Annotated in this window: 20 protein-coding genes and 2 pseudogenes; 4 read left to right on the top strand and 18 right to left on the bottom strand. The window is 38.7% G+C overall.

What is annotated here, in order from left to right; all coding sequences use genetic code 11:
• Positions 1 to 2 precede the first annotated feature (2 nt).
• The 5 genes from sodA to H7U02_RS04945 all read right to left on the bottom strand — a co-directional run bounded on the left by sodA (position 3) and on the right by H7U02_RS04945 (position 5,667).
• A complete protein-coding gene (sodA, locus tag H7U02_RS04965) occupies positions 3 to 608 on the bottom strand; it encodes a superoxide dismutase SodA (RefSeq protein ID WP_060972751.1) in 606 nt (201 codons plus the stop codon).
• A 95-nt stretch (positions 609 to 703) separates the two neighbouring features.
• The gene (gene holA, locus H7U02_RS04960; RefSeq protein ID WP_073685349.1) at positions 704 to 1,738 is read right to left on the bottom strand and encodes a DNA polymerase III subunit delta; all 1,035 of its coding nucleotides are present in this window, start codon (positions 1,736 to 1,738) and stop codon (positions 704 to 706) included.
• Between the two features lie 67 nt (positions 1,739 to 1,805).
• Positions 1,806 to 4,628, bottom strand: a complete 2,823-nt coding sequence (ppc, locus tag H7U02_RS04955) for a phosphoenolpyruvate carboxylase (RefSeq protein ID WP_002890650.1) — start codon at positions 4,626 to 4,628, stop codon at positions 1,806 to 1,808.
• Between the two features lie 173 nt (positions 4,629 to 4,801).
• A complete protein-coding gene (locus H7U02_RS04950) occupies positions 4,802 to 5,197 on the bottom strand; it encodes a DUF4430 domain-containing protein (RefSeq protein WP_070438914.1) in 396 nt (131 codons plus the stop codon).
• Positions 5,194 to 5,667 carry a substrate-specific component CbrT of cobalamin ECF transporter gene (locus H7U02_RS04945; protein WP_021147012.1) on the bottom strand — a complete coding sequence of 158 codons (474 nt, stop codon included), beginning with the start codon at positions 5,665 to 5,667 and terminating at the stop codon, positions 5,194 to 5,196. Before H7U02_RS04945 ends, H7U02_RS04950 begins: the two co-directional genes overlap by 4 nt.
• Before the next feature lie 289 nt (positions 5,668 to 5,956).
• Here H7U02_RS04945 and H7U02_RS04940 point away from each other — a divergent pair, with 289 nt between their 5' ends.
• The 4 genes from H7U02_RS04940 (at position 5,957) to H7U02_RS04925 (ending at position 9,187) form a co-directional block, all read left to right on the top strand.
• Positions 5,957 to 6,685 (top strand): metal ABC transporter ATP-binding protein, encoded by a 729-nt coding sequence (locus H7U02_RS04940; RefSeq protein ID WP_002890643.1) that lies wholly within the window; start codon positions 5,957 to 5,959, stop codon positions 6,683 to 6,685.
• On the top strand, positions 6,675 to 7,514 hold the full coding sequence (locus H7U02_RS04935) for a metal ABC transporter permease (protein WP_002884063.1): 840 nt from the start codon (positions 6,675 to 6,677) through the stop codon (positions 7,512 to 7,514). Before H7U02_RS04940 ends, H7U02_RS04935 begins: the two co-directional genes overlap by 11 nt.
• A gap of 19 nt (positions 7,515 to 7,533) precedes the next feature.
• Positions 7,534 to 8,460 carry a metal ABC transporter substrate-binding protein gene (locus H7U02_RS04930; RefSeq protein ID WP_037600444.1) on the top strand — a complete coding sequence of 309 codons (927 nt, stop codon included), beginning with the start codon at positions 7,534 to 7,536 and terminating at the stop codon, positions 8,458 to 8,460.
• Between the two features lie 79 nt (positions 8,461 to 8,539).
• Positions 8,540 to 9,187 (top strand): metal-dependent transcriptional regulator, encoded by a 648-nt coding sequence (locus tag H7U02_RS04925; RefSeq protein WP_201042897.1) that lies wholly within the window; start codon positions 8,540 to 8,542, stop codon positions 9,185 to 9,187.
• A 50-nt stretch (positions 9,188 to 9,237) separates the two neighbouring features.
• Here H7U02_RS04925 and htpX read toward each other — a convergent pair whose 3' ends face one another.
• From htpX to H7U02_RS04860, 13 genes and pseudogenes are all read right to left on the bottom strand, one after another.
• On the bottom strand, positions 9,238 to 10,137 hold the full coding sequence (gene htpX, locus H7U02_RS04920; RefSeq protein ID WP_002890638.1) for a zinc metalloprotease HtpX: 900 nt from the start codon (positions 10,135 to 10,137) through the stop codon (positions 9,238 to 9,240).
• 1 nt (position 10,138) lies between these two features.
• Positions 10,139 to 10,699 carry a LemA family protein gene (locus tag H7U02_RS04915; RefSeq protein WP_002884070.1) on the bottom strand — a complete coding sequence of 187 codons (561 nt, stop codon included), beginning with the start codon at positions 10,697 to 10,699 and terminating at the stop codon, positions 10,139 to 10,141.
• A gap of 150 nt (positions 10,700 to 10,849) precedes the next feature.
• Positions 10,850 to 11,851 carry a DNA/RNA non-specific endonuclease gene (locus H7U02_RS04910; RefSeq protein WP_201042896.1) on the bottom strand — a complete coding sequence of 334 codons (1,002 nt, stop codon included), beginning with the start codon at positions 11,849 to 11,851 and terminating at the stop codon, positions 10,850 to 10,852.
• 146 nt (positions 11,852 to 11,997) lie between these two features.
• Positions 11,998 to 15,570, bottom strand: coding sequence for a YSIRK-type signal peptide-containing protein (locus tag H7U02_RS04905; protein ID WP_311633147.1), 3,573 nt, complete (start codon positions 15,568 to 15,570; stop codon positions 11,998 to 12,000).
• Positions 15,571 to 16,075: 505 nt separating this feature from the next.
• Positions 16,076 to 16,336: pseudogene (locus tag H7U02_RS04900) on the bottom strand (hypothetical protein); the annotation flags it as partial.
• Between the two features lies 1 nt (position 16,337).
• Positions 16,338 to 16,571: pseudogene (locus tag H7U02_RS04895) on the bottom strand (hypothetical protein); the annotation flags it as partial.
• 14 nt (positions 16,572 to 16,585) lie between these two features.
• The gene (locus tag H7U02_RS04890) at positions 16,586 to 17,509 is read right to left on the bottom strand and encodes an Rpn family recombination-promoting nuclease/putative transposase (RefSeq protein ID WP_201042892.1); all 924 of its coding nucleotides are present in this window, start codon (positions 17,507 to 17,509) and stop codon (positions 16,586 to 16,588) included.
• 76 nt (positions 17,510 to 17,585) lie between these two features.
• Positions 17,586 to 19,187, bottom strand: coding sequence for a type I restriction-modification system subunit M (locus H7U02_RS04885; protein WP_107372879.1), 1,602 nt, complete (start codon positions 19,185 to 19,187; stop codon positions 17,586 to 17,588).
• Positions 19,188 to 19,208: 21 nt separating this feature from the next.
• Entirely contained in the window at positions 19,209 to 19,502 is a 294-nt protein-coding gene (locus tag H7U02_RS04880) for a helix-turn-helix domain-containing protein (RefSeq protein WP_021144391.1), read from the bottom strand.
• The gene (locus tag H7U02_RS04875) at positions 19,492 to 19,857 is read right to left on the bottom strand and encodes a type II toxin-antitoxin system RelE/ParE family toxin (protein WP_073685896.1); all 366 of its coding nucleotides are present in this window, start codon (positions 19,855 to 19,857) and stop codon (positions 19,492 to 19,494) included. The genes H7U02_RS04880 and H7U02_RS04875 overlap by 11 nt, the downstream gene beginning before the upstream one ends.
• A 165-nt stretch (positions 19,858 to 20,022) precedes the next feature.
• Complete coding sequence (locus tag H7U02_RS04870) at positions 20,023 to 21,240, bottom strand: restriction endonuclease subunit S (RefSeq protein ID WP_260318418.1); 1,218 nt, start codon at positions 21,238 to 21,240, stop codon at positions 20,023 to 20,025.
• 107 nt (positions 21,241 to 21,347) lie between these two features.
• Positions 21,348 to 23,201 carry an ATP-binding protein gene (locus tag H7U02_RS04865; protein WP_195950488.1) on the bottom strand — a complete coding sequence of 618 codons (1,854 nt, stop codon included), beginning with the start codon at positions 23,199 to 23,201 and terminating at the stop codon, positions 21,348 to 21,350.
• Positions 23,198 to 23,777, bottom strand: a 580-nt coding sequence (locus tag H7U02_RS04860) for an SIR2 family protein (protein ID WP_201042889.1), incomplete at its 5' end; no start/stop codon positions are given. The genes H7U02_RS04860 and H7U02_RS04865, both read right to left, overlap by 4 nt.

The following is a 23,777-nucleotide window of genomic DNA, read 5'->3' as shown; positions in this document are numbered from 1 at the left end:
ACTTATTTAGCTGCTGCATAAAGCTCAGCAACTTTATTCCAGTTAATGATTTCAAAGAAAGCTTTGATGTAGTTTGGACGTACGTTACGGTAGTTTAGGTAGTAAGCATGCTCCCAAACATCAAGCGCCAAGATTGGTTTCTTACCGTCTGAGATAGGAGTGTCTTGGTTAGCAGTTGAAACAACTTCAAGTTTACCTTCATTGTTAACAACAAGCCATGCCCAACCTGAACCAAAACGAGTTGTTGCTGCTGCTGTGAAAGCTTCTTGGAAGGCTTCAAATGATCCGAAAGCTTCGTTAATAGCAGCTGCTACTTCAGCAGTTGGTTCTTGTTTTTCAGGAGACAAAAGTTCCCAGAAAAGTGCGTGGTTAAGGTGTCCACCACCATTATTAATAAGTGCTTGACGAATATCAGCTGGGATTTGTTCCACATCACCCAAAAGTGCTTCAAGGTCTTCACCAATTTCTGGGTGTTTTTCAAGAGCAGCATTAGCATTTGCTACATAAGTTGCATGGTGTTTATCGTGGTGAAGAGTCATTGTTTCAGCATCAATGTATGGTTCCAAAGCATCATATGCGTAAGGAAGGTCTGGAAGAATAATTGCCATAGTAAAGGTCCTCTTTTCATTTTTTCTTCATTTTACCGCAAAGTGGTAGAGCTTTCAAAAATTTTGCTTACAAAATCATAGAAAACTCTAAACCTCTAGCGGTTTGATAGAATTTTTAAAAGTGCTAAATCAAACAAGTAGTCTTTATCTAAAGTTCCTGTTTTTATCTGGTAATCTGTCTCTACTAAAATCTTAATCGTCATCTTTAAGAATGCTACTGATAAGGGACGGCTATCTCTCAGTGCGAAACGAACCTGAAACTGATTAACTTTACGCCCTAGATAATCTGAGAGACTTGAAACAATTTGCTGCTCACTTTTACCTTGAGCAGATAAAAGTTTAACCTGTAAATAGGTACGAAACTGTCCCAACATAACAGCAATCAACTTAATCTCATCTTCACCCTGCAGCCGTAAATCATGAACCAATTCACGAACGCTCTGAATCTGTCCTCGTATAAGAAGTTGCGTCATATCAAAAATGTTATCTTGCAAACTTTTCGGAATGGCCTCCGCAATGTCCTGTGATGAGATATTCCCTTCAGTTTTATATCCCTTTAGAAAAGCTAAGTTTTTTTGAACATCTGAAAAATCAAAATTTGACTTGATCAAAAGTTCCTCAAAAACTCCTGTATCAAAAGTAAGCCCCTCTTGATGCGCCTGCTTTTGAAAATAGGTTCTAAGTTCTGCATCTTTTAAAGGACTAGCTTCAAGCACCATGGCATCACGTTTGAGAAGTTTGACTAAACGACGCTTTCCATCTAGCTTTCCTGCAGACATTAAGACAAGACGAGTTGTTTCAACAGGAGACTCAAGATAATTTTCAAGACGCTTCAACTCTTTCTCATCCAGATACGACTTTTTAGCAGTAGTCATATCTGCGAAATGATCAAAAATGACCACCTTCTCATCTGCAAAAAAAGGCATACTTTCTAAATCGAGCTCAGCATCATGATAATCAGTCTCTGACATATCAAAATAAGAATAGGTCAAGTCACTGGGATCGAAACCAATTTGTTTTAAAAATTTTTCTTTAGCTTGACTATACTGCCCTAAATCTTCACCAGCCAAGACAGTTATCATGGGAAGCTTTTCTTTGGACAGCTTTTCAATCGTTTCCATAGCAATCATGGTCCTATTATAACAGAAATTTTCTCATAACAAAAAGCCCACCACTAAAGTGATGAACTTTACTTGATTAACCAGAGTTACGAAGACCTGTTGCAATACCATTGATGGTAATGTGAATAAGGCTAATTTCGTCATCGGTCAAATCATTGTTACGAAGACGTTTAATCAATTCAATTTGGATGTAGTTCAAGACATTGAAGTATGGCAAACGGAAGTCCAAACTTGCTTTAAGTGACGGACTCTCATCTAGGAAGCCATCATGTTTTTCAATCGCAAGAATGACATCTTTAGTCAACTGCCACTCATCCAAAATAATATTGAAGACACTACGAACTTCTTCACTTTCTGCCAATTGTGCATAGTGGAAGGCGATATTCATATCTGATTTTGAAAGCACCATGTCTACGTTTGACAAAAGTGAACGGAAGAATGGCCATGTTTCAAACATATGTTGAAGTTTCTCGAGGTTGCCTTCTTCAGCTTGGATAAAGCGATTAAAGGCAGAACCCACACCATACCAACCTGGGAACATGATACGGTTTTGTGACCATGAGAATACCCAAGGAATCGCACGCAGACCAGAAATCTCAGTAATAGTCTTACGAGCCGCTGGACGAGAACCGATATTCAAACTTGAGACTTCTTTAATAGGGCTTGCTTCAAAGAAGTAATCATAGAAATGTTCGTTTCCAAAGACAAGGTCACGATAAATAACATTTGAATCGTGAACAATTCCGTCCATAACCTCACGGAAATCAACCAATTCTTCTGGATCGGCAATTTGACGTGTCACCATACGGTCAAGAGCAGCTGAAACAAGCATTTCAAGATTGTAGTAAGCAGCATCCTTGTTGCCATATTTATTACCGATAACCTCACCTTGTTCAGTCAAGCGGATACGGTCTTTGATTGTACCAAATGGTTGAGAAGTAATGGCATCATATGATGGGCCACCACCACGACCAACAGTACCACCACGACCATGGAAGAAGGTAATCTTAATACCACGCTCTTCCCCAATCTTAGTCAATTCATTTTGAGCCTTGTAGAGGGTCCAACCAGATGACAAGTAACCACCATCTTTGTTAGAGTCTGAGTAACCCAACATGATTTCTTGGTAATTGTTACTATTTTTAATCCAACGTTTAACGATATCATAACCAAGGTATTGTTTCATGATATCATTAGAGTTTTCCAAGTCTTCGATAGTTTCAAAAAGTGGAACGATTTGGACACGCGCACGTTCTGTATCAACCAAGCCAACTTCTTTAAGAAGGATAGCCAACTCAAACATATCAGAAACGCTCTCAGTGTGAGAAATGATATGTTGTTTGATGACATCTTCACCAATATAGTCTTTCAAGAGACGAGCTGTACGGAAGATTGCCAATTCTTTTTCAAGAATTTCTGACTTAGGCACATTAGTTGATGACAAAGTACGAGGATCTTCTTGCAATTCTTTGAGAAGAACCGCAACCTTTTCAACCTCAGTCAATTCACTATAGTTATCAACAATATTAGCAGACTTAAGCAATTCTGCCACACAAGTTTCATGAACGCTTGAATCCTGACGCATATCGATTGTAGCAAGATAGAAACCAAAGACTTCTACAGCTTGGAGAAGCTCTTCAAAATCACCTGAAATTAAGACAGCATCGTCGTTTTCAAGAAGTGAATTTTTGATTGCCAAAAGATCATCATGGAAATCCTCAGCTGTTTCATAAAATTCAGTCGTTTGTTGTGAGACAGCTTGAAGACTTTGGCTGAGACGTTGTTGCACATAATCAGCTACTACTTCACCCGTTGAAGCTGAGCCTAGACGAACATTTTCAGAAAGACGTTTAGCAACTCTTTCCTTGCTAAAGTTTCCTTCTTTAAAGAAAAGAAGTGTCTGAATCAACTTAGACTGGATGTAACTGAAAGCACGACGGTAAGGTTCATTTTCACGATAAACAGATGTATCTGGAGAATGTTTCGCCATCTCTGCTACTGTATCTGAAACCTCAGTCAAGCGTGATGAGAGGGAGAACGAACGGTAAAGATTATCAACTTTTTCAATATAGTAGTTAAGGATAACTTCACTTTGTACAGTGGCAGAAAGTTTAAGAGTTTCTGCTGTTACAAATGGGTTCCCGTCACGGTCACCACCAATCCACATCCCCATAGTAATAGGTGTTGGATTGTCAAGTTTGATACCTTTTTCAACCGCTAAACGTTTGAATTCATGCGATAAGTTCGTAATCGCCTTAATCAATGAGGAGTTATAATACTCCATAACGTTAGTGATTTCGTTTTTAACCTTAAGTTTTTTCTCACGAATGATATCTGTTTGCATCATGATTTCTACATAACGACGCAAATCTGCATACCATTTATCCTTGTTGATAAGACCAGCCTTAACATCACGATGCTTACGGAGAAGTTCGTGAATGTGGTTAGTCAATTCAAGCATGGTTTTACGTTGAACCTGAGTTGGGTGGGCTGTCAATACCGGCACGACATTGACATGTTCAAGAATGTCACGTGCATTTTCACTTTCAGCGACAACATCAAAGGTTTCAGACAACTTACCTAGATAAGATTCATCAATATTGTTCTTGTGGTTGACTTCATAAGCCAAATCCACGTCTTCAGAGATATTAATCAAAAGAGGTAACAAAGAGAAATAACGTGATGCAACGACCATATCGTCATTTGTCATTTCTGAAATGGCTTGTGTAAGGGCCACATAGTCACCTTCATCATAAAGTTCAACCAAATGTTGGATAGTTGTGAGACCTTGCTCTCCAGCCATGCCTCGTGTTGCATCATCCAACAATTCTTTCAAGATACCAACTTCTTCAGAGATGATTTCCTGGTTGTTACTGCTTTCCAATTTGTTAAAAGCCAAACCTTATTCTCCTTACTTTATGTAGTACCCTCTTATCATATCACTTTTAAAACAAAAGTAAACTATTTTCCTTTAAATCGTCAGTTATTTTGCAATTTTCCGACTTTTTCAAACAAATTTTCAAGGCTATTTCCGAACTTTATAAAAAAGACTCTGAAACAGAGTTCAGAATCTTAATTATACTTTTCTTGATAGAATTTGATTTCATCGCCATCTTCAACCTTAAGTTGGTTGGCTGCTTTTTCACCAAGTTTACCATTGACATCAAACATCCAATAGATTCCCTTATCTTTATCTTGAGAAATACCATCGATCTCAGTGATGAAGCCATCGTTTTCTTGAACAGGATATACTTCTTCCAAGACATCAAGTACTGTATCACCTTTTTGGATTTCTACTGATTTTTTCTTACTTTCCTTATCTGTTTTCAAAATCAAAGTCACTTGACCTTGAACCTTAGACTGATGATTATTTGTGCTGCTAGTAAGTTTAGCTGCCTCATTTTTTCCACAGGCTGCTAAAGTAACAAGTGATACGGCAAGAAAAATATAGGTCAATAATTTTTTCATTTCAAAAACCTCCTAAAAATAGACTGGATGAATGGATAGAATAGAAGCGTCGATACTGCATGATAGGTGTCGTAAAGCAGACCAGAAATAACAAAGGTAATCCCACTTCTAAATAGGAGGCCATAGCTATAATCCATGAGAACCCCATAGAGAAAGGACAAGAGAGTTACCAAAGCAATCTGCCAAACAAGTGACAACCTAGGTGCAATCAAACTCCAAAGAGCCATCAAGACGCCGAAGGCCAGAATCTGATTAAAGACCCAAGGACCAAAACCAAAGATGAATCCTGAGATGGACATGGTTAAAGCCATAATCAACAGACCATCTACCAAACCCAAGTAAAGAACAGCCACAAAAAACATAGCTGTAATAGGCTGAATATTTGGCAATCCTATAAATGCTGACCGCAATCCTACTGCCAGAGCTGACAGAATGGCTATCCGAGCCATTCGTTGAATCGTTAGTTTCATACATCTATTATGCCAGAAATAAGGAAATATGACTAGTTTTTCAAAATAAAAACTAAAGATTTCTTGAAATACAGAGTAAGATCGTACAAATTGTAGAAAATAACATTCCTTGTTGCCTCTCCCAAATATCAAACAGTTTGAGCAGGCTGAATATTTGATATAAAAAGTGTTCTCTCATTCACTATCCTCTGTCATCTTGATAACAGTAAATAATTAAGTTCAATTAATTATAAAAGTTAACTTGACTTAATTTTTGTTTTAAAGTATATTAAACTCAAGGAGGTAGCTAATGATTCAAATTGAAAATATTAATGTGTCTTACCAACAGACATTAGCTCTGGATAATATCACCTTAAACTTGGAGGGACCTAGTATTACTGGAATTATTGGACCAAATGGTGCTGGTAAATCAACTCTAATTAAAGCATTAATTGGTATTATTCCTCACTCTGGAAAAATCCTTTTCAATAAACAACCGATTCGTCAGCAATTGAATCGTATTTCCTATGTTGCACAGAAGGCTGATATTGATTTTAACTTTCCGATTACTGTCAGAGAATGCATCTCTCTAGGACTCTATCCCAAAACCAAGTTCTTTAAACGTCTATCTAAGAGTGATTGGTCTAAGGTCACAGATGCTTTAACACTACTTGGTCTAAATGATTTGGCCCATCGACAAATAAGCCAATTATCAGGAGGCCAATTTCAACGTGTTCTAATCGCTCGTTGTCTTGTACAAGAGGCTGATATTATTTTATTAGATGAACCCTTTGTAGGGATTGACTCTGTTAGCGAAGATATTATCATGAACACCTTGAGAGAACTTAGGGACAAAGGTAAGCTTATTCTTATTGTCCACCATGATTTGAGCAAAGTTCCTCATTATTTTGACCAAGTTATCCTCCTAAATCGTAAACTGATTGCTAGTGGGCCTACTAATCTTGTTTTTAATGAGGATAATCTCCGTAAAACCTACGGTAACAGTTTATTTTATAAAGGAGATGTAAATGATTTCTGAATTTATTGATGGTTTGCTAAATTTCCACTTCTTACAAAATGCTCTTATAACGGCTTTAGTTATTGGAATTGTCGGGGGTGCTGTTGGTTGTTTTATTATTCTAAGAGGTATGTCACTTATGGGTGATGCAATTTCACATGCGGTTCTACCTGGGGTAGCCATTTCCTTTATCTTGGGTATTAACTTTTTCATAGGAGCTATCATCTTTGGACTTTTAGCTTCTACAATGATTACCTATATCAAAAGCAATTCCATTATTAAGAGTGACACAGCAATTGGGATTACCTTTTCGAGCTTTCTAGCTCTCGGTATTATTCTCATCGGTGTTGCTAATAGTTCCACAGATCTCTTTCATATTCTCTTCGGGAATATTCTAGCTGTACAAGACATGGATATGTGGATAACGATTATCGTTTCACTTCTCGTACTAGCAACTATTACAATCTTCTTTCGCCCTCTACTCCTAACATCCTTTGATCCAATTTTGGCCAAGTCTATGGGAGTTAAGGTCACCTTCTACCACTACTTACTTATGGTTATTCTAACTTTGGTTTCTGTAACTGCCATGCAGAGTGTTGGCACTATTCTTATTGTGGCACTTTTAATTACACCGGCTGCCACTGCCTACCTTTATGTTCATAGCCTAAAAACAATGATTCTTCTCTCATCAGGATTGGGGGCTCTGGCATCTGTTCTAGGTCTTTTTATCGGCTATAGTTTTAATATTGCAGCTGGTTCGAGCATTGTATTAACGTCTGCTCTACTCTTTCTCATCAGCTTTTTCATCGCCCCAAAACAAAGTGGCATGAATAAAACTTCTAAACAATAAAAAATAGGATGAAAATAATATGAAAAAAATACTATCAACAATAGTACTACTACTTTTAGCGGTAGTTACTCTAACAGCTTGTACCAATAAACAAGGCAGTAACAAGGATAAATTACGAGTCGTTACGACCAATTCCATTATTGCTGATATCACCAAAAATATTGCCGGAGATAAAATCACTCTCCACAGTATTGTCCCCGTTGGTAAGGATCCTCACGAATACGAACCCCTTCCTGATGATGTAAAGAAGACATCGCAAGCTGACTTGATTTTTTACAACGGTATCAATTTAGAAACTGGTGGAAATGCTTGGTTTACTAAGTTAGTCAAGAATGCTCATAAGACAGAAAATAAAGATTATTTTGCAGTTAGTGATGGTGTTAAGGTAATTTACCTTGAAGGTCAATCAGAAAAAGGTAAGGAAGATCCCCACGCTTGGCTTAATCTGGAAAATGGGATTATTTATGCTCAAAATATTGCCAAGCAACTGATTGCTAAGGACCCTAAAAACAAGACCTACTACGAAAAGAATCTAAAATCTTATACTGACAAACTTAGTAAACTGGACCAAGAAGCTAAAGAAACATTTAACAAGATTCCCGATGAGAAAAAACTGATTGTCACTAGTGAAGGATGCTTCAAATACTTCTCAAAAGCCTATGGCGTACCATCTGCCTACATCTGGGAAATCAATACAGAAGAAGAAGGCACACCAGACCAAATCAAAACACTCGTGGAAAAACTACGTCAAACAAAGGTACCAGCTCTCTTTGTCGAATCTAGTGTCGATGAACGCCCTATGAAAACAGTATCTAAGGATACCAATATTCCTATCTATGCAAAGATCTTTACAGATTCTATTGCTGAAAAAGGGCAAAACGGTGACAGCTACTACAACATGATGAAATATAATCTGGATAAAATCACCCAAGGCTTGAATCAGTAAAAATCTTATCTAAGATATCTTCTGTATTCTTCTGATAAATCTGTTATACTAAGATGAGACTATTTTCAAAGGAAGAGACATGACACCTAATAAAGAAGACTACCTCAAATGTATCTATGAGATTGGTACTGAAGAAGGCAAAATTAGTAATAAGGAAATTGCGAACCGCATGCAGGTGTCTCCACCTGCTGTGACAGAAATGATTAAGAAATTGATTTCAGAAGGCCTTATCATCAAAGATAAAGCCAAGGGCTACCTCCTAACGGAAACAGGTACAATCAACGTTGCTGAACTCTATCGGAAACATCGCCTCATCGAAGCCTTTTTGGTGGACCACTTGCAATACACTTGTGATCAAATTCATCAAGAGGCAGAAATTTTAGAGCATACTGTCTCTGATCACTTTATCAATGCCCTTGACCGCCTACTCAATTACCCTCAAACCTGTCCACACGGTGGGCAGATTCCTAAATCAGGTCAGCTCATAGAGGAAATCTACAACCAGACTTTTACACAAGACCTTGCTCCTGGAGACTATGTCCTTCGTCGAGTTCAAGATCAAATTGATCTACTCCATTATTTGAAGACTGTCGGTCTTAAAATTGGAACACCTTTTACCTTTGAAGGCTTTGACCCTTTTACACTACTATACCGCCTGAATATTGATGGAAAAGAAATTCAAATTCCAGAAACTGTTGCTAGCAACCTTTATATTGAATCAAACTAAAAAAGCGAGGCTGATGAACACACTTAGAAGTGTCATCAGCCTCACTTTTTTTACATTTGTTTCAAGCGTTCCACCCGTTCTGAAATTGGGGGGTGGGTATAAAAGAGCTTCTGCAAACCAGATTCTTTTTTAGGGTCATTGATAAAGAGGGCTGCGCTAGCATCATCCACATGATGTTGCATTGGCGCACTATTATCAAGTTTGAGCAGAGCGTTAATCATACCTTGTGGGTTACGTGTCAATTCGACGCTAGAAGCATCAGCTAAAAATTCACGCTGGCGTGAAATAGCCAACTGAACCAAGGTAGCTGCCAAAGGCGCCAGAATAATGGCAATCAAAGAAATAATGAGAAGAATAATTTCCAAACCGCTACTTCCATTACGGTCATCATCATTTCTACGACGCCCTCCACCCCAGAACATCATATTACGAGCCATCCCAGCTAGCATGGTAATGGCAGATGCTAAGGCAACTGCTATGGTAGAGATTCGGATATCGTAGTTGCGAATATGACTCACTTCATGTCCAATAACTCCTTCAAGTTCCTCACGATTCATAACCGCAAGAAGACCTGTTGTAGCAGCTACAGCAGCATTTTTAGGGCTTGATCCAGTCGCAAAAGCGTTCATTGAAGGATCATCGACAATAAAGACACGTGGCATCGGTATTTGTGCCACCATAGCCATATCCTCAACAACATGATAAAGGTTCGGAGCGGTTTGTTCGTCAACCTCTCGTGCACCATTCATAGCCATAACGACATTGGTTGATTGGAAAATCATGGTAACGGCATAGATAAAACCGATAACTAGAGCAAGAATCAGACCACCGAAGCCTGAACCTAACCAAAGATAGCCGACACCGTAACCAACAAGGCCCAACAAGAGGAAAAAGACCAGGAGCAAAAGCCAAGTCTTTCTCTTATTTCGAGCAATCTGATCAAATAACATATTAGTTACCTAGTCCACTGAAATCAACCTTAGGAACAGCTTTTTCTTCTTCTGGTGTTTCAAGGAATTCAGCAGCCTTAAAGCTAAACATTTTAGCAATAACATTGCTTGGGAAGGTTTCCAATTTCACATTGTAGTTACTTGTCACACTGTTATAAAGTTGGCGCGAATAGGCAATTTTATTTTCAGTGTTCGTCAACTCTTCTTGAAGCTGGCTGAAGTTGGCACTAGCCTTAAGATCAGGGTAACTTTCAGCTACCGCAAAGATTCCAGAAACCTGACGAGTCAATTCATCACTGGCACGCATAGCTTCTGCAGGAGAAGTCGCAGCTGCAACTTGATTACGAAGTTCTGCTACTTTTTCAAGCGTTGAACCTTCATATTTAGCGTAACCTTTAACTGTTTCAATCAAGTTAGGAAGGAGATCATTACGACGTTTCAATTGAACATCAATTTGACTCCATGCCTCCTTGGTTTGCATACGGCTTTTAACCAAGCCGTTATAACTTGCAATAACAAAAATCACAAGAACAACAATAATGGCAATAATAATCCAAATCATATTTAGTTTCCTTTCTTATACTTAAAAAGAGTCGGTACGACTTCTCTTACAAGTATTTTGATAGTCTCAGTATATCAAATTTTCAGATAAAAGTGGTAAAATGTGAGTCGTTTTACAAAAAAACTGGACATCTTGTCCAGCTTTTTTTTATTACTCTTTAGACGTGTGTCGTTTGCCTTGGGCTAGGGCATCTGCTTCTGTCATAGTAACGACATTTGCTTTGTTGGTGTTGCTAGGCATACTATTGATGTCATACCAATAAACATCTGCTGTTCCATGACGCGCCACATAAACTGTTCTATTCTCTTCTTGTATAGGTTGCACAGGCTCTGGTTCAGAACTTGGTTGTTCAGTCACCTGTGAACTCTCAGAACTAGGCTCAGATGGTGCTTCAGTAAATTCAGTTACCGTATTTGTTGCTGTCCCATCTGCATAATTGATTTCTGCATTTGGTGATTGGTTATCTAAGACAACATGTGTAACTCCCTGACTATCAAGAGTCTCCTTATCTCCACCAAGTTTAATTTCCAAGAGATTTCCAGAACTATCGATACCAACATACTGAAGTTCCACTTGACGAGGCAACAACTCGTCTCCACTGTAGATAGCTGTTACCTTATAATCTAACCAATAGTTAGGGTGGAGTGCCAGCCAGTTATCCAAGCGATTCTCGTAATAAAGCATGCCTGACTGATTACCTTCGTCAGTTCCTTTATAATTTCCAGAGTTCAACCAGGCAGTCATAGGTACTAAATTCTTGCCCTCGTCATTGACACCAGAAAACTGATAGCCAATCAAATGTCCTCGATTCATTAACCAAGATTTTGATTTACCATCACCATAATAAAACTTATAGTTATGCCATCCTACAGGATCATATTTTATTTTACCGGGGCGTTTATTCTTTGGCTCGTCCTTATCTTGTAACTGTATATGAGCACTGTGGGCACGTCCTAACTGGTCCTTTTCCTCCATGACAAACTGCTTTTGACCATTAAAAGCTAATATACCGTTGTTCTCATCCGCTTGAGCTACTTGAGAGCTTACAGTCAACGATTGTTTGCTAGTATCTATTGAAAATCCTAAACCTAAAGTAAATACTAAAACAAGAAGAGCAAATAAACGAATCCTACTATTTCTTTTTTCTTTCATTATCTTAACTCCTTAATTTTTTATCACTTTAATTATACAGGACCAAATCAAAGTGGATGATTAAAAATAAAGAATAATGATATTAGCCATCTTAGAACTTGCTTAAAAAACAAAAAACATCCATTTTCTTGGATGCTTCTTTCCTATTATTTACCTGCTTTTTTACCTTGTTTTGTAAGGTAAACTGTAGATATACTTAGTGCCGCAGCAACTCCGACAAGAAGGAAGACCGTTGTCGTGTTAGACTTACCTTTTTCTTTTGAAGTGCTAGCTTGGCTTTCAGAACTCTTGGCCACCTGTTTAGCCTCAGTTGCTTTATCAATACGGGCGACATTCTTAGGTGTGTCATCCTTCTGGTTTTCCGCCAATTCTGACAAATCACTGCTAATCTCTTTGGCAACACCTTCAGAGCTTGTAAGTGATGCCGCTTCTGAGGCTAATGTTTCAGAGGCCATAACCGCCATAACTTTACTTGCAATCACATCCACAGACTTCTCATTCAAAAGAGAATTAAAGCGAATAGCTTCTGAGGCGAGCTGACTGCTTGTTACAGGAATTATTAGGTCATTTTTATAAGCGACCTGACTATTTGGTGCGATGCTGACAACTTCAGATGTATGTGCTGTTGTTGGAGATTCAGAAACTTTGACATCGACCTGACTTGTTGAACCTTTTTCAATAACTTCTGAAGAAACCTCACTTATCGGATCTTTTTGTGTGCTTTCTGAAGTTGGAGATTTCTCTGGGCTATCAGAAGTAATTGCTACGTCAACCTGACTAGTAGATGAAGCTACTGATTCTTCCTCACTCTTTGGTGTTTCTGATACTGAAGTCTCGGAAACCACCTCACTGTTAGATGCTTCGGAAACTGGAGTGCTTGAACCTGCTTCACTCTTTGGTGTTTCTGAAACTGAAGTCTCGGAAGCTACTTCACTGTTAGATGCTTCAGAAACTGGAGTGCTTGAACCTCCCTCACTCTTTGGTGTTTCTGAAACTGAAGTCTCGGAAATCACCTCACTGTTGGATGCTTCGGAAACTGGAGTGCTTGAACTTGCCTCACTTTTCGGTGTTTCTGAAACTGAAGTCTCGGAGATCACTTCACTAGTTGAGGCTTCAGAAACTGGAGTGCTTGAACTTGCTTCACTCTTCGGTGCTTCAGAAACTGAAGTCTCGGAAATTACTTCACTGTTTGATACTTCAGAAACTGGAGTGCTTGAACTTGCCTCACTATTTGGTGTTTCTGATGCTGAAGTTTCAGAAACTACTTCACTAGTTGATGTCTCAGAAACTGGAGTACTTGAACCCACTTCACTCTTTGGTGTTTCTGATGCTGAAGTTTCGGAAATTACTTCACTGTTTGAAGCTTCGGAAACTGGGGCTGATGAGCTTTCCTCACTCTTTGGTGTTTCTGATGCCGAAGTTTCGGAAACTACTTCACTATTGGATGCTTCAGAGACTGGAGTACTTGAATCTGCTTCACTCTTTGGTGTTTCTGATTCTGAAGTCTCGGATACCACTTCACTAGTTGATGCTTCAGAAACTGGGGTACTTGATCCTGCTTCACTCTTCGGTGTTTCTGATGCTGAAGTCTCAGATGCCACTTCACTGTTTGATGCTTCGGAAACTGGGGTGCTTGATCCTGCTTCACTCTTTGGTGTTTCTGATGCTGAAGTCTCAGAGACTGGATTATTGACTGGCTTTGGCTCAGACTTTGTTGGAGAAACTGTTGAAACAGCTCCAACAATCGTCGCCTTATTGTCAATCGTATTATTTGATATACGGATTTCTCCATTACCATTGTCACCCATCTCAAAGTTTTTAGTAATCACTGGATCAGCCAAGGTATTCAATAGTTTATTATCGTAGACATCGACATTCTTGATTGTTCCACGAACTTGTTGGAAATCAATCGCACCACGATGGAGGTTATAGAGGTCATTAGTTGTCCCTGAACGTAGAATGGTATTGTCATGAATCTTAATTCCAGAATCATTGAGGTCAAAATTGTGACCTGCAAAGACTGTGTTCACACGAATACCTGCTCCAGCAAAGACGTCCTTGATGAGGTTTCCTGAGATTTCATGACCCTTACCACCAAAAATACCGATACCAGCCGCACGCCAGCCTGATTCAATGGTGTTGTTGAGGAATTTATTATTTTCCTCGGCTGCGGCATTTGTCCCATCTGAAATACTTGACCAGATAGCCAAACCATCATCACCATTCCCACGGATGTTAGAGTTTTTTACCGTTGAATTCTTGGTTCCTTGAGCAAAGTTAATACCATCAGCCAAGTTATTACGGATACGAGCGTTTTCAATAACAAGACCGTCCGTATACTTCATATTTCCCGTCTGGTCGTAGTCTCCAATCCACATACCAACTTCAAAATGCTGAACCCAGATGTCATGAATTTTCGAATCCTTGCCAAGTGTTCCCGAAATAGCCTTGTACTGTGCATCCTCGTTATAACGAGAGGTCAAGTTGGAATCCATATAAAGATTGCTCAACTCAATACCATTACTATTATGACCGAAGACAATTCCACCACCATAGCGTTTATCACTTGTAAAGTGCAGTTGTGTATGCCAAACACCAGCACCTGAAATTTTTAGATTATCAGCTTCGATATTAACTTGTTTGTCGAAATTGAAACGTCCCTCTGGAATATAGACAGATTTTCCGCTAGCTTTAGCTTCCTCAACAGCCGCAAGTAGGGCAGCTGTGTCATCACTATCATCATTGGCAGATGCACCCTTATCCACAATACTGATGCTATTTTCACCTTGGGCAACTGGCGCTGGAGCCTGTTCTAGCTCAATAAAATCAATACCATAAGTGACATTGTCATCTTTCTTCTTAACCAAAGAAATCTTATCACCAGATTTCAATTGGATGTCCTTGAGGAGAAGACGTGTCTCATCAAAACGGAAGCGTGCACTTGATCCATCAACGACTTGATCATATTCGTGGTCACCTTTAAGGTACTGCCATGCTGAGTGAGATGACAAATCAAGATTACCAACGCTTGAACCATTAACCTGCACATCCAACTGACCTGATACACCATCAGGTATTGTATAACGCACATTCAAAGCATTGGCTGGCTCGGTGACATTGAAAGTAACTGCTGCATCTTTTTTAGGAAGCTCGACATAAGTTTGGTTCGTCGCTTCCACGGCCGTAGATTCCATGTCAGTTGACTGTTGGATTGTAGCTCCATTTTCGATAGTCGCATTTTCTGCTTCATGAGTCGTGTAAGGCATTTTGGCACCGTAGGCATCTGTGTTATACTCCTTGCCTTGTCCTTGACCCTCAGTCGCATTGGTTAAGACATTTGCTGACGTTCCTTGATTTTGAGAGGTGCCTGTCTCAATCACTTGATCGATGGTCGGAGTCTGCTCAGCTGCTTGAACAGTCCTTACCTGAGGTTGAGACGGCATAATATTGGCAGGCTGAGAAGCTTGCACACTCTCTGATGCTAGCTCTGAAGTCGCCAACTGAGCTGTTGAAACCGCTTGAGGGGCCTGCGCTTGATTTGAAGCATCAGTCAAGTCACTAATCGATTGTGCCTCGTCAGCCTGAACTGCTTGCCCATTGGCAAGGGCCATGAAGCCAATCAAAGCCGATGCTGCCCCAATGGAATATTTTCGGATGCTGTACTTTGGTTTTGTTTTACTTTCTCTAAACAAGTTAATTCTCCCGATACTTTTTTTCACAATCTCTCCATTTTAGTTTTAAGCTATTCTCGAACTAAAAACAGAGACTCTTAAATATTTGATGTACTTAATGATGCTGTTGTTTCTTTAATCCAAAACAAACCAAAACAAATTATAAGTCATGAGAACACAAAATAAAAGGCTAAGTAATCCATTTTAACAAGGCCTTAACAAAAATGTCATATTAGAAAGTTCAGTTATTCATTTCTAAATTATAGTCTAAAAATGTCGCACAAAAAGGTAATTTCTTTCACGTGTAAGAAAGACAAACATCTAATTTCCCTCCAATCCTTATTTAGCAAGATCTATCGGCTAAAACAATCAAATTGTTTTAAATCTGTTTTCTCAGATTTCTGTCAAACGTTTGACAGTCTTTTTTAATTTTACGATTCAAAGTATTATTTTCCGAATGTTTTAGTATTACAAATGTTAAATACCCAAAAATAAAAAAAGAGACAAAAACTGCCTCTGACTTTTCAAATAAATATTTATTCCTAACTGATTCTTACGATAACAATGTCTCTAGTTCTTCAACCGATAAACCAGTAACATCTGATACTGCCTCTAGTGACAGGCCTTTTGAGAGCATCTTACGAATCAGTTCTAATTGTCCCTCATGACGGCCTCGTTCCAACCCTTGCTCTAACCCTTGTTCCAAGCCTTCTTCACGTGCTTCATCGATAGCTGTTTCCATAGTCATGTCATAATTTTCTTGAATACGTATGCGTTCATCAATCATCGCCTTTTCCTCCTGTGTCCAGCTGGATTTAGGATAACATAGCCTCTAGTTCCTCAAGCGATAGACCAGTCACATCTGATACTACCTCTAGTGAAAGGCCTTTTGACAGCATCTTGCGAATCAGTTCTAATTGTCCCTCATGACGGCCTCGTTCTAACCCTTGCTCCAAGCCTTCTTCATGCGCTTCATCAATAGCTGTTTCCATAGTCATGTCATAATTTTCTTGAATTCGTATGCGTTCATCAATCATCGCCTTTTCCTCCTATCGGTTGGCTCTTACGATAACAAAGCCTCTAGTTCCTCAAGCGATAGACCAGTCACATCTGACACAACTTCTAGAGATAGACCTTTTGACAGCATCTTACGAATCAGTTCTAGTTGTCCCTCATGGCGACCTCGCTCCAAGCCTTGTTCTAGTCCCTGCTCTAACCCTTTCTCTATGCCTTCTTCACGTGCTTCATCGATAGCTGTTTCCATAGTCATGTCATAATTTTCTTGAATACGTATGCGTTCATCAATCATCGCCTTTTCCTCCTGTGTCCAGCTGGATGAATCCAGTAATGAATCGGCATGCGTGACCGCTTGACTAGGTGCCTTGGAAAATGGGAGATTTCCAAAAAACTCTAGCCACTGCCGCCCTTCATCCCTGATATGCTTATCTTTATTATACTTATCCAACTCTAAAAAGGCAATCTGAAGAAGGTTTTGCCGTTTCCCATCCTTGTAGTAAGAATTTAACGGATTGCCCGTCCGACTATTGGCCATCCAATAAGTATTAATCGGGGACTCCTCATCTGGCAACAAGGTCTTCTCCAAGATAGCTATGCCATAGACTGGCTCCATCTGCTCATACATCTTATGCGTCTGTCCTTGTTGACGTAATTGTTGCACATTTTCCACCAGCTGATTAGCCAAATAATAATGAAAACGATTGAGAAAATAATGCTGCTTACGCACCTGAATTTCAATAATGACCTCAGTTCCATCATTCAACTTAGCCCGAACATCCACTGACGTTGAGAAAAGCTCATCCTCCTCAAAGTCCTTTTTATGAAGCTGTGTCCCCTCCAAAATCTGAGCATCCACAACATCCAAATCCAAAATATCTCGAATGAAAGCCACCGTCACCTCAGGCAGACTAAAAATCTTCTTAGCCATGATATCCAAGGTCGGTGAGACATGCTTGTGTCTTTTTTCCATTTACCTCTCCTTAAGAAAAAATAGAAGGTTGGCCCCTCTACTTCTATTATTCGGAAAAAGTAAATGAAAGATGCAATTACCCCTTAAATGCTTCGACAAATTTTTTGAGTTCTTCGTCTGCTTCTGGTGTGGTTCCATGAAGCTGACCAAGCATATCAAGAAGGGATGCTGTCTGACTTTCGATCGTCAAATTGGTCTGATTAATCTTAGCCACAATCTCGGTCAAGGGCTCCACTTCTTCTTCCTCAAAGGTATCCACATAGCGAGGAATATTAAGGTTGTAGTCATTTTCCACAATCTCTTCAAAGCTAGCCAGATGAGCGAACTTGTCCATATCCTCACGGCTCTTATAAGCATCAAGAATCTTCTCAATATGGGCATCTGTCATGATGTTCTGATTTTTCCCCTTATCAAACTCCTTAGAGGCATCGATAAAGTAAACATCACGATTGGTGCGGTTCTTTTTGAGAATGATAACCGTCGTTGGAATACTGGTGTTAAAGAAAATATTAGCAGGCAGACCGATAACCGTATCAATGGCTCCTTCTTCTAACAAAGCCTTACGAATAGTCCCTTCAGCATTACCACGGAAGAGCACCCCATGAGGTAGAACGATAGCCATGACACCATTGTCTTGTTTCAAGTGATAGTAGCCGTGCAAGAGGAAGGCAAAATCAGCCTTAGACTTAGGTGCTAGTTTCCCAAATGGTGAGAATCGAGGATCATCCATGAATCCTGAGCTAGCAGACCACTTGGCTGAATAAGGTGGATTCATGAGAACACCGTCAAAGTTAGTCGGCTCTTGGGTTGGCCAATCCTCATCCAAGGTATCAGCGTTGTGTAAAAACTGATTTTCAATCGGCACACCATGTAGAATCATGTTCATACGTGCCAGGTTATAGGTTGAGGTATTCAACTCTTGACCAAAGTAAACCACTGTCTGTGGTTGACGTGAATAGCGTTTTGCATTAAGCAAGAGCGATCCTGACCCCATAGTCGCATCGTAAAGGGTAAAGCCTTGCTTATCCTCACGTCCTAAAAAGGCAATCTGGGTCATGAGTTTGGCAACAGGTTGCGGTGTATAGAACTCACCAGCTTTTTTACCCGAATCCGTCGCAAACTGACCAATCAAGTACTCGTAAGCATCACCAAGCATGTCACCAGCATGACCTGCCACATCTAAGACAGCCAACTCTTTCATCACAGCCGCAACAGTCTGGTTTTGCTTTTGTGGAGTCGCACCAAGTTTCTTAGAGTAGAGATCGATATCTTCAAAAAGGTTTTCATAGAGCTCGTCACTCTGTTCAATATCACGGAAGCCCTGGGCCAAGTCCTCTAGCTGAAAACTTCCATCATTCACTCGCTCTACCAAGGCCGTAAAGGTTAAGTCAGGATGAATGGCATAGCTCATCTCATCAGTGATGACTGCCAAGAGGTCTTCGTGAGTCTCCTCGTCCTCGTAGTATTTACGATAGACTGCCAGTGCCTCTTCCAAGCTTTCTGTCTCTTCCTCCATGGTCTCTGCCACGAAAAAGAGCATCTTGTCCGACAAATACTTGTAAAAGACCATGCCCAAGAGATAAGACTTGTAGTCGTTGGCATCCATCTTAGATCGGAGCACATCCGCTGAGTTCCATAGGGCTTGATAGAGCGACTGGGAGGTTTGTGTTGTTTCCATAGTAATTCTTTCTGATTTCTTTTAGACCTTTTCTTGTTCCAGTGGGACGACAGCGAGGGTCTTGCCCAGACTGGCTAAGACTTTCAAAACCGTGTCCAATTGAGGACTGGTCTTTCCTGTCTCCATCCGAGCGATGACCGGTTGACTAACCCCACTGAGTTCTTCTAGTTTCTTTTGGCTAATGCCCTTTTCATGCCGAGCTTCGATCAGCTCAGTCATAATCGCGACCCGCAGATCACTTTCCAGGATTTCTTCCTTGGTGAAGAGTTCTGCTCTCACATCTTTCCAATTGCTACCGATGGCACTATTCTTCATCTCTTAGCCCTCTTTCCTTCAAATCTTGCAACTCCCGCTTGGCTTTCTCGATCTCTCGTCTGGGTGTCTTTTGCGTCTTTTTGACAAAATGATGCAGTAAGACAAAGCTCCCATCCAGCCAAGCCACGAATAAAATCCGATCCCGCAAGGGTCTCAACTCCCAGATCTCCGCATCCAGATGCTTGATGTAGGGTTGGCCAGCACGGGTTCCCTGCTGGCTCAACAGTTCAATGTAGTCGTTGAGCTTGTTGAGTTTAATCCGGCTGTCCTTGCTATCGCGACGAGCTAGCTCCCTCATGTAGTCCAGAACCGGTTGATTCCCCTGTTTATCCTTATAAAAATAAATAGCGTGCACAAAGCGACCTCTTTTCGAATTCATTATAACTCTAAAGTTATTAAAAGTAAATACTTTTAAGTTATTAAGCACTAAGAATCACCCTTTGAAAGAATCAAAGGGGCTCACTTATACTATTCGAAAAAGGCTGTGCTTAGGGTTGCAGATAAGGATCATTTTTTAAGGTTAGATAAACATATCTTGTAAGAGTTTCTTTTTCAGAGTTTCTAGCTGAGAAATTTTTTCTTGGTGAGAGTTGATAAGATTATCGAGGTTTGAGAAATAAGAGCCAATGGCTTGTTGTTCTTCCATACAAGGGATTAATATCTTTTGATTTTTTACAATATCACTATTGAGATTGACTTGACTTCCTGGTTGACCGTATCGATTCCATTTTTTTCTAAACATTTCTAGCCATTGAAACATAAATTCTCTATCAAATTTTGGATTCATAAAAATTAAAAATCCATCATGTACACCAGTTTTAACGTAGTTGACAACAGGTTTTCCAACAGTCGCAGCAATACTAAGTAATAAATGAGGTTCCGTTAGAACTCTTGTTTTTTCTTGACCTAATTTTGATATTTTTTGTTCCAAACTATGAATTCTACCATTCTGACTTGTCACATCAGAGATACGTAACCAACCAATTTCTGAATTTGAATCAAACCATTTTGGATCTTGTATTGGTCTTGGAGAAGCACCTCGTACAATATCAGCTATTTCCCCTATACACTTTTCTTCCCATTCTCCTTCGAATCGATCCAAACGTATCTCAGGAACGGTCTTTCCAGCTTTTGGAAACATTTTGGAGAGCATATTAGCCTTAAGAGATTGGTAGTTGGCAAGATTGTCCTTGTAGCTAGTCAGAAAGTCGTCGAGGGTACGGAAGAGGGAACCAATGGCGGATTGTTCGGCTAGGGATGGAACTGATGCCTTTATTGATTTAAATTTTCTTAATGATAGCACTTTTTGCCCTGTCCCTTCGGCTTGTAACATTGCTTGCTTGGTTATTGATGTATTTAGAAGTTTTAGATAAAAGTCACTGTCACCTTCTACAATACTAAAGACTGGATAAAAGTAACTGATTATACCTTTCTCTACAATGTCATTTCTATTGAACTTAAACACACCATTGTCACTTCTAGACCGATATGTGAAAAAACCCTTCGGTAGCACAAAATAACCAATATTACTATCTGTAGTCACTTGCCTATTTGCAAAATAATCTTCCTGTCTTACAATTCCCCTATTTTGAGAAGAAGTTAAAACTGGATATTGGTTTTGAACTGTAGTTTTTTCAACATAATCTTCAATATGTTCTCCTAAAGTACATAGTTCCCATGCTCCCTCAAACCCTTCAACTCTTACCAAAGGTATGTTTTTTCTCTGGCTTATCATCATTTCCCTCTCTTCTGAATTAAATTATATAGTTTTTTGCTACTTTATAATGAATATTAGTGATTACTCCCACAGTAATTTTTCGTAATAATTATTACCTTTGAAACAGTTCACTCACTTTTCGACCATAATCTAGTTAATACTACATCATCACTATTCGGTCTAATGACTTCTTCTTTATCTACTTTCACAAATACTGGAACTTGAATTGCATTACCTGTAATTATAACTTCACCTTTGCCTAAACTAGGAATTTTATTAAAGGATGTTTTATCCAACGTAGGCATCGTATTTACCAGCATACGTAAATCATTATCATTAACCAATCTATGGATGAAATAATTATGAACTTGTGAAAGAATAGTAGGTGAAATATCTGCTGGTCGTTGACTTGATAAAGTTAAGTAGAAACCAAATTTCCGTCCTTCCTTAATGATTTCTTCAAAAATATTCAATCTGTAGTCCTGCCAAGTATCTCCTACAGAATGGTTTTGAGCATTTAAAATATTATGTGCTTCATCAATAATCAAATGACTAGTACATGTAACATCGTTTCCTGCTATTTTCGTTTTCTGTTGGTCATAGACCATCTTAGAGATAAGCATAGGAATTAATCTGGTAATCTCCTGATTAGCATGTACGAGATTAATAATATTTAAACTAGAAAAATCCCCTTCAATTCTCTCTTTGACTTCAACAACTTTCTTCAAACTATTTAAAGCTGTATCAATTCTATGAAACAAAGGATTAATATGTTCTAAGTTTGTTGATTTCCAAGCTGATTGATGTACTTTTTGAAAATCAAGATGAAATTTTAATTTATCAAATTCTGATAACGAGTCAAATTTTAATTTTAAATCCCTCTCGATTTCATCAATTTTAAGATACTTTAATTCAAAGTCAGCAATTGGTGTATTGGGATTAATAATATAATTATTGGTACCATTAACTACCGTGTAATAAGCTTCTGTATTGTAATTATAATGCAAATTGCTTTTTAAAACATCAAATAAATCATTATCAATGTACTTCTCTGCAATAGATATCCAATTATCTTTAGAATCTAGACTTGCAGAATTCCCGGTAGTTAAAATCCTTTTCAAAGTTCCTACAACAAAATGTGCAATACTCTCACCATTGAACTGTCTTTCGTTCCAAATTTTAAGCGATTTTCTTAAAAAAGGAACTTGCGTAGCGGTAGTCGCTCCGAATAGAATTGACAAAATATCTGGATCAAATAAATAATCTGAGGTTATCGGAAGTTTAGTCGATGTTAGATTTTTAGTATTAATTTCAAATACTCTTTTTTGGTTAATTACACCAAAACTATCATTTTTAGTATATTCACCATTAAAATCAATAACATAGAATTTTGAATACTCTAAAATTTTCTCTTTATACTCTGACCGGAATAGTTCTAGATATAACTTATGCAAAGTATTAGATTTACCACTACCAGTATTTCCAAAAACACCAACATGGGACGCAAAAATTTTATTAATCGATAAAGGTACAACTTGACCTTCCAATATTGACTTGCCAATAGAAATTGTCGGCTCTGCATCATTAATCCCATATATTAATTCTAAGTCCTTTTTCGAAGTAATACATACCTCATTACCAATCATAGGCACGTATTGACTTGTGACTTGGAATTCACCATTTTCGATTACACCTTTAGTTTTTAAATGAACAATTCGATTTATCGAATTCTTTGAAAAACGATTATCAAATTCTGTACTCCGAATTGTATTTTGCTGATCAGCAACTTTCTCAGTAACAACAGAAGCGATAATTTTTACATTATTCTGCAAAATTGTCAGATATGCTCCGATTTTTGCTCCTTGTAACACATCACCATACCATAGATATTCTGCATCATTAGATAAATGATACATTCCAACTTGAGAAATATCACCATCAACACCTACGATTACACCTAATTTTTTCACAACTCGATTCATTTTGCATCTTCACCCTCAATAATCAGTAACTTTGTCAGACTATTAATATCAAAATTTCCACTTGTATGCAAATTGTTCTTATCCCTGGCTTTAAAATCAGATGGGGTCACTATCTGAAGATTCCTAGGAATATTATCAAGAGATAAATTCTTCTTAATAACATCGAAATCGCTATCAGCATAACAAAAAATATAAATCATTAATTCTGGATTCTTTAAGGCTCTCCTTATCATCTTTGCAATATGATCATCTTGAAACGAGAATCCTACAACAATTAATACTGATTGTGGTTTATCTAGCTCTAGTTGGAATACTCTTAACATATCATGAAAATGATTGTTAAGATATGTTTCCTGTCCCTCAAGTCCCGTAGGTCTAACAACAACTGGGTGATTGACTGCACACGCTCTTATTAAAATCTGATTATTTTCGTCTTTTTCCCAATTCATAGAGCCGTGAGGTTTAATTAGAGAGATTGTAGGTAACTCATTTAAATAATTTTCATTTAACCCTCTATATGCCACACTTTTATTATAATTTGAACTATCTAATACTTTATAGAAATAACCATTGGAC

Origin of the sequence: Streptococcus sp. 3.1, assembly GCF_016648915.1 — a bacterium.
GTDB lineage: Bacteria > Bacillota > Bacilli > Lactobacillales > Streptococcaceae > Streptococcus > Streptococcus salivarius_E.
This window is presented reverse-complemented; position numbering and strand designations above follow the sequence as displayed.

Excerpts from the sequence above, each read along its gene's own strand:
- H7U02_RS04945 (WP_021147012.1), bottom strand. The coding sequence starts at position 5,667 with ATGAAACTAACGATTCAACGAATGGCTCGGATAGCCATTCTGTCAGCT.
- H7U02_RS04925 (WP_201042897.1), top strand. The coding sequence starts at position 8,540 with ATGACACCTAATAAAGAAGACTACCTCAAATGTATCTATGAGATTGGT.
- H7U02_RS04940 (WP_002890643.1), top strand. The coding sequence starts at position 5,957 with ATGATTCAAATTGAAAATATTAATGTGTCTTACCAACAGACATTAGCT.
- H7U02_RS04880 (WP_021144391.1), bottom strand. The coding sequence starts at position 19,502 with ATGAAGAATAGTGCCATCGGTAGCAATTGGAAAGATGTGAGAGCAGAA.
- H7U02_RS04865 (WP_195950488.1), bottom strand. The coding sequence starts at position 23,201 with ATGAATCGAGTTGTGAAAAAATTAGGTGTAATCGTAGGTGTTGATGGT.
- H7U02_RS04930 (WP_037600444.1), top strand. The coding sequence starts at position 7,534 with ATGAAAAAAATACTATCAACAATAGTACTACTACTTTTAGCGGTAGTT.
- holA (WP_073685349.1), bottom strand. The coding sequence starts at position 1,738 with ATGATTGCTATGGAAACGATTGAAAAGCTGTCCAAAGAAAAGCTTCCC.
- H7U02_RS04915 (WP_002884070.1), bottom strand. The coding sequence starts at position 10,699 with ATGATTTGGATTATTATTGCCATTATTGTTGTTCTTGTGATTTTTGTT.
- H7U02_RS04870 (WP_260318418.1), bottom strand. The coding sequence starts at position 21,240 with ATGATGATAAGCCAGAGAAAAAACATACCTTTGGTAAGAGTTGAAGGG.
- sodA (WP_060972751.1), bottom strand. The coding sequence starts at position 608 with ATGGCAATTATTCTTCCAGACCTTCCTTACGCATATGATGCTTTGGAA.
- H7U02_RS04890 (WP_201042892.1), bottom strand. The coding sequence starts at position 17,509 with ATGGAAAAAAGACACAAGCATGTCTCACCGACCTTGGATATCATGGCT.
- H7U02_RS04885 (WP_107372879.1), bottom strand. The coding sequence starts at position 19,187 with ATGGAAACAACACAAACCTCCCAGTCGCTCTATCAAGCCCTATGGAAC.
- H7U02_RS04950 (WP_070438914.1), bottom strand. The coding sequence starts at position 5,197 with ATGAAAAAATTATTGACCTATATTTTTCTTGCCGTATCACTTGTTACT.
- htpX (WP_002890638.1), bottom strand. The coding sequence starts at position 10,137 with ATGTTATTTGATCAGATTGCTCGAAATAAGAGAAAGACTTGGCTTTTG.
- H7U02_RS04910 (WP_201042896.1), bottom strand. The coding sequence starts at position 11,851 with ATGAAAGAAAAAAGAAATAGTAGGATTCGTTTATTTGCTCTTCTTGTT.
- H7U02_RS04935 (WP_002884063.1), top strand. The coding sequence starts at position 6,675 with ATGATTTCTGAATTTATTGATGGTTTGCTAAATTTCCACTTCTTACAA.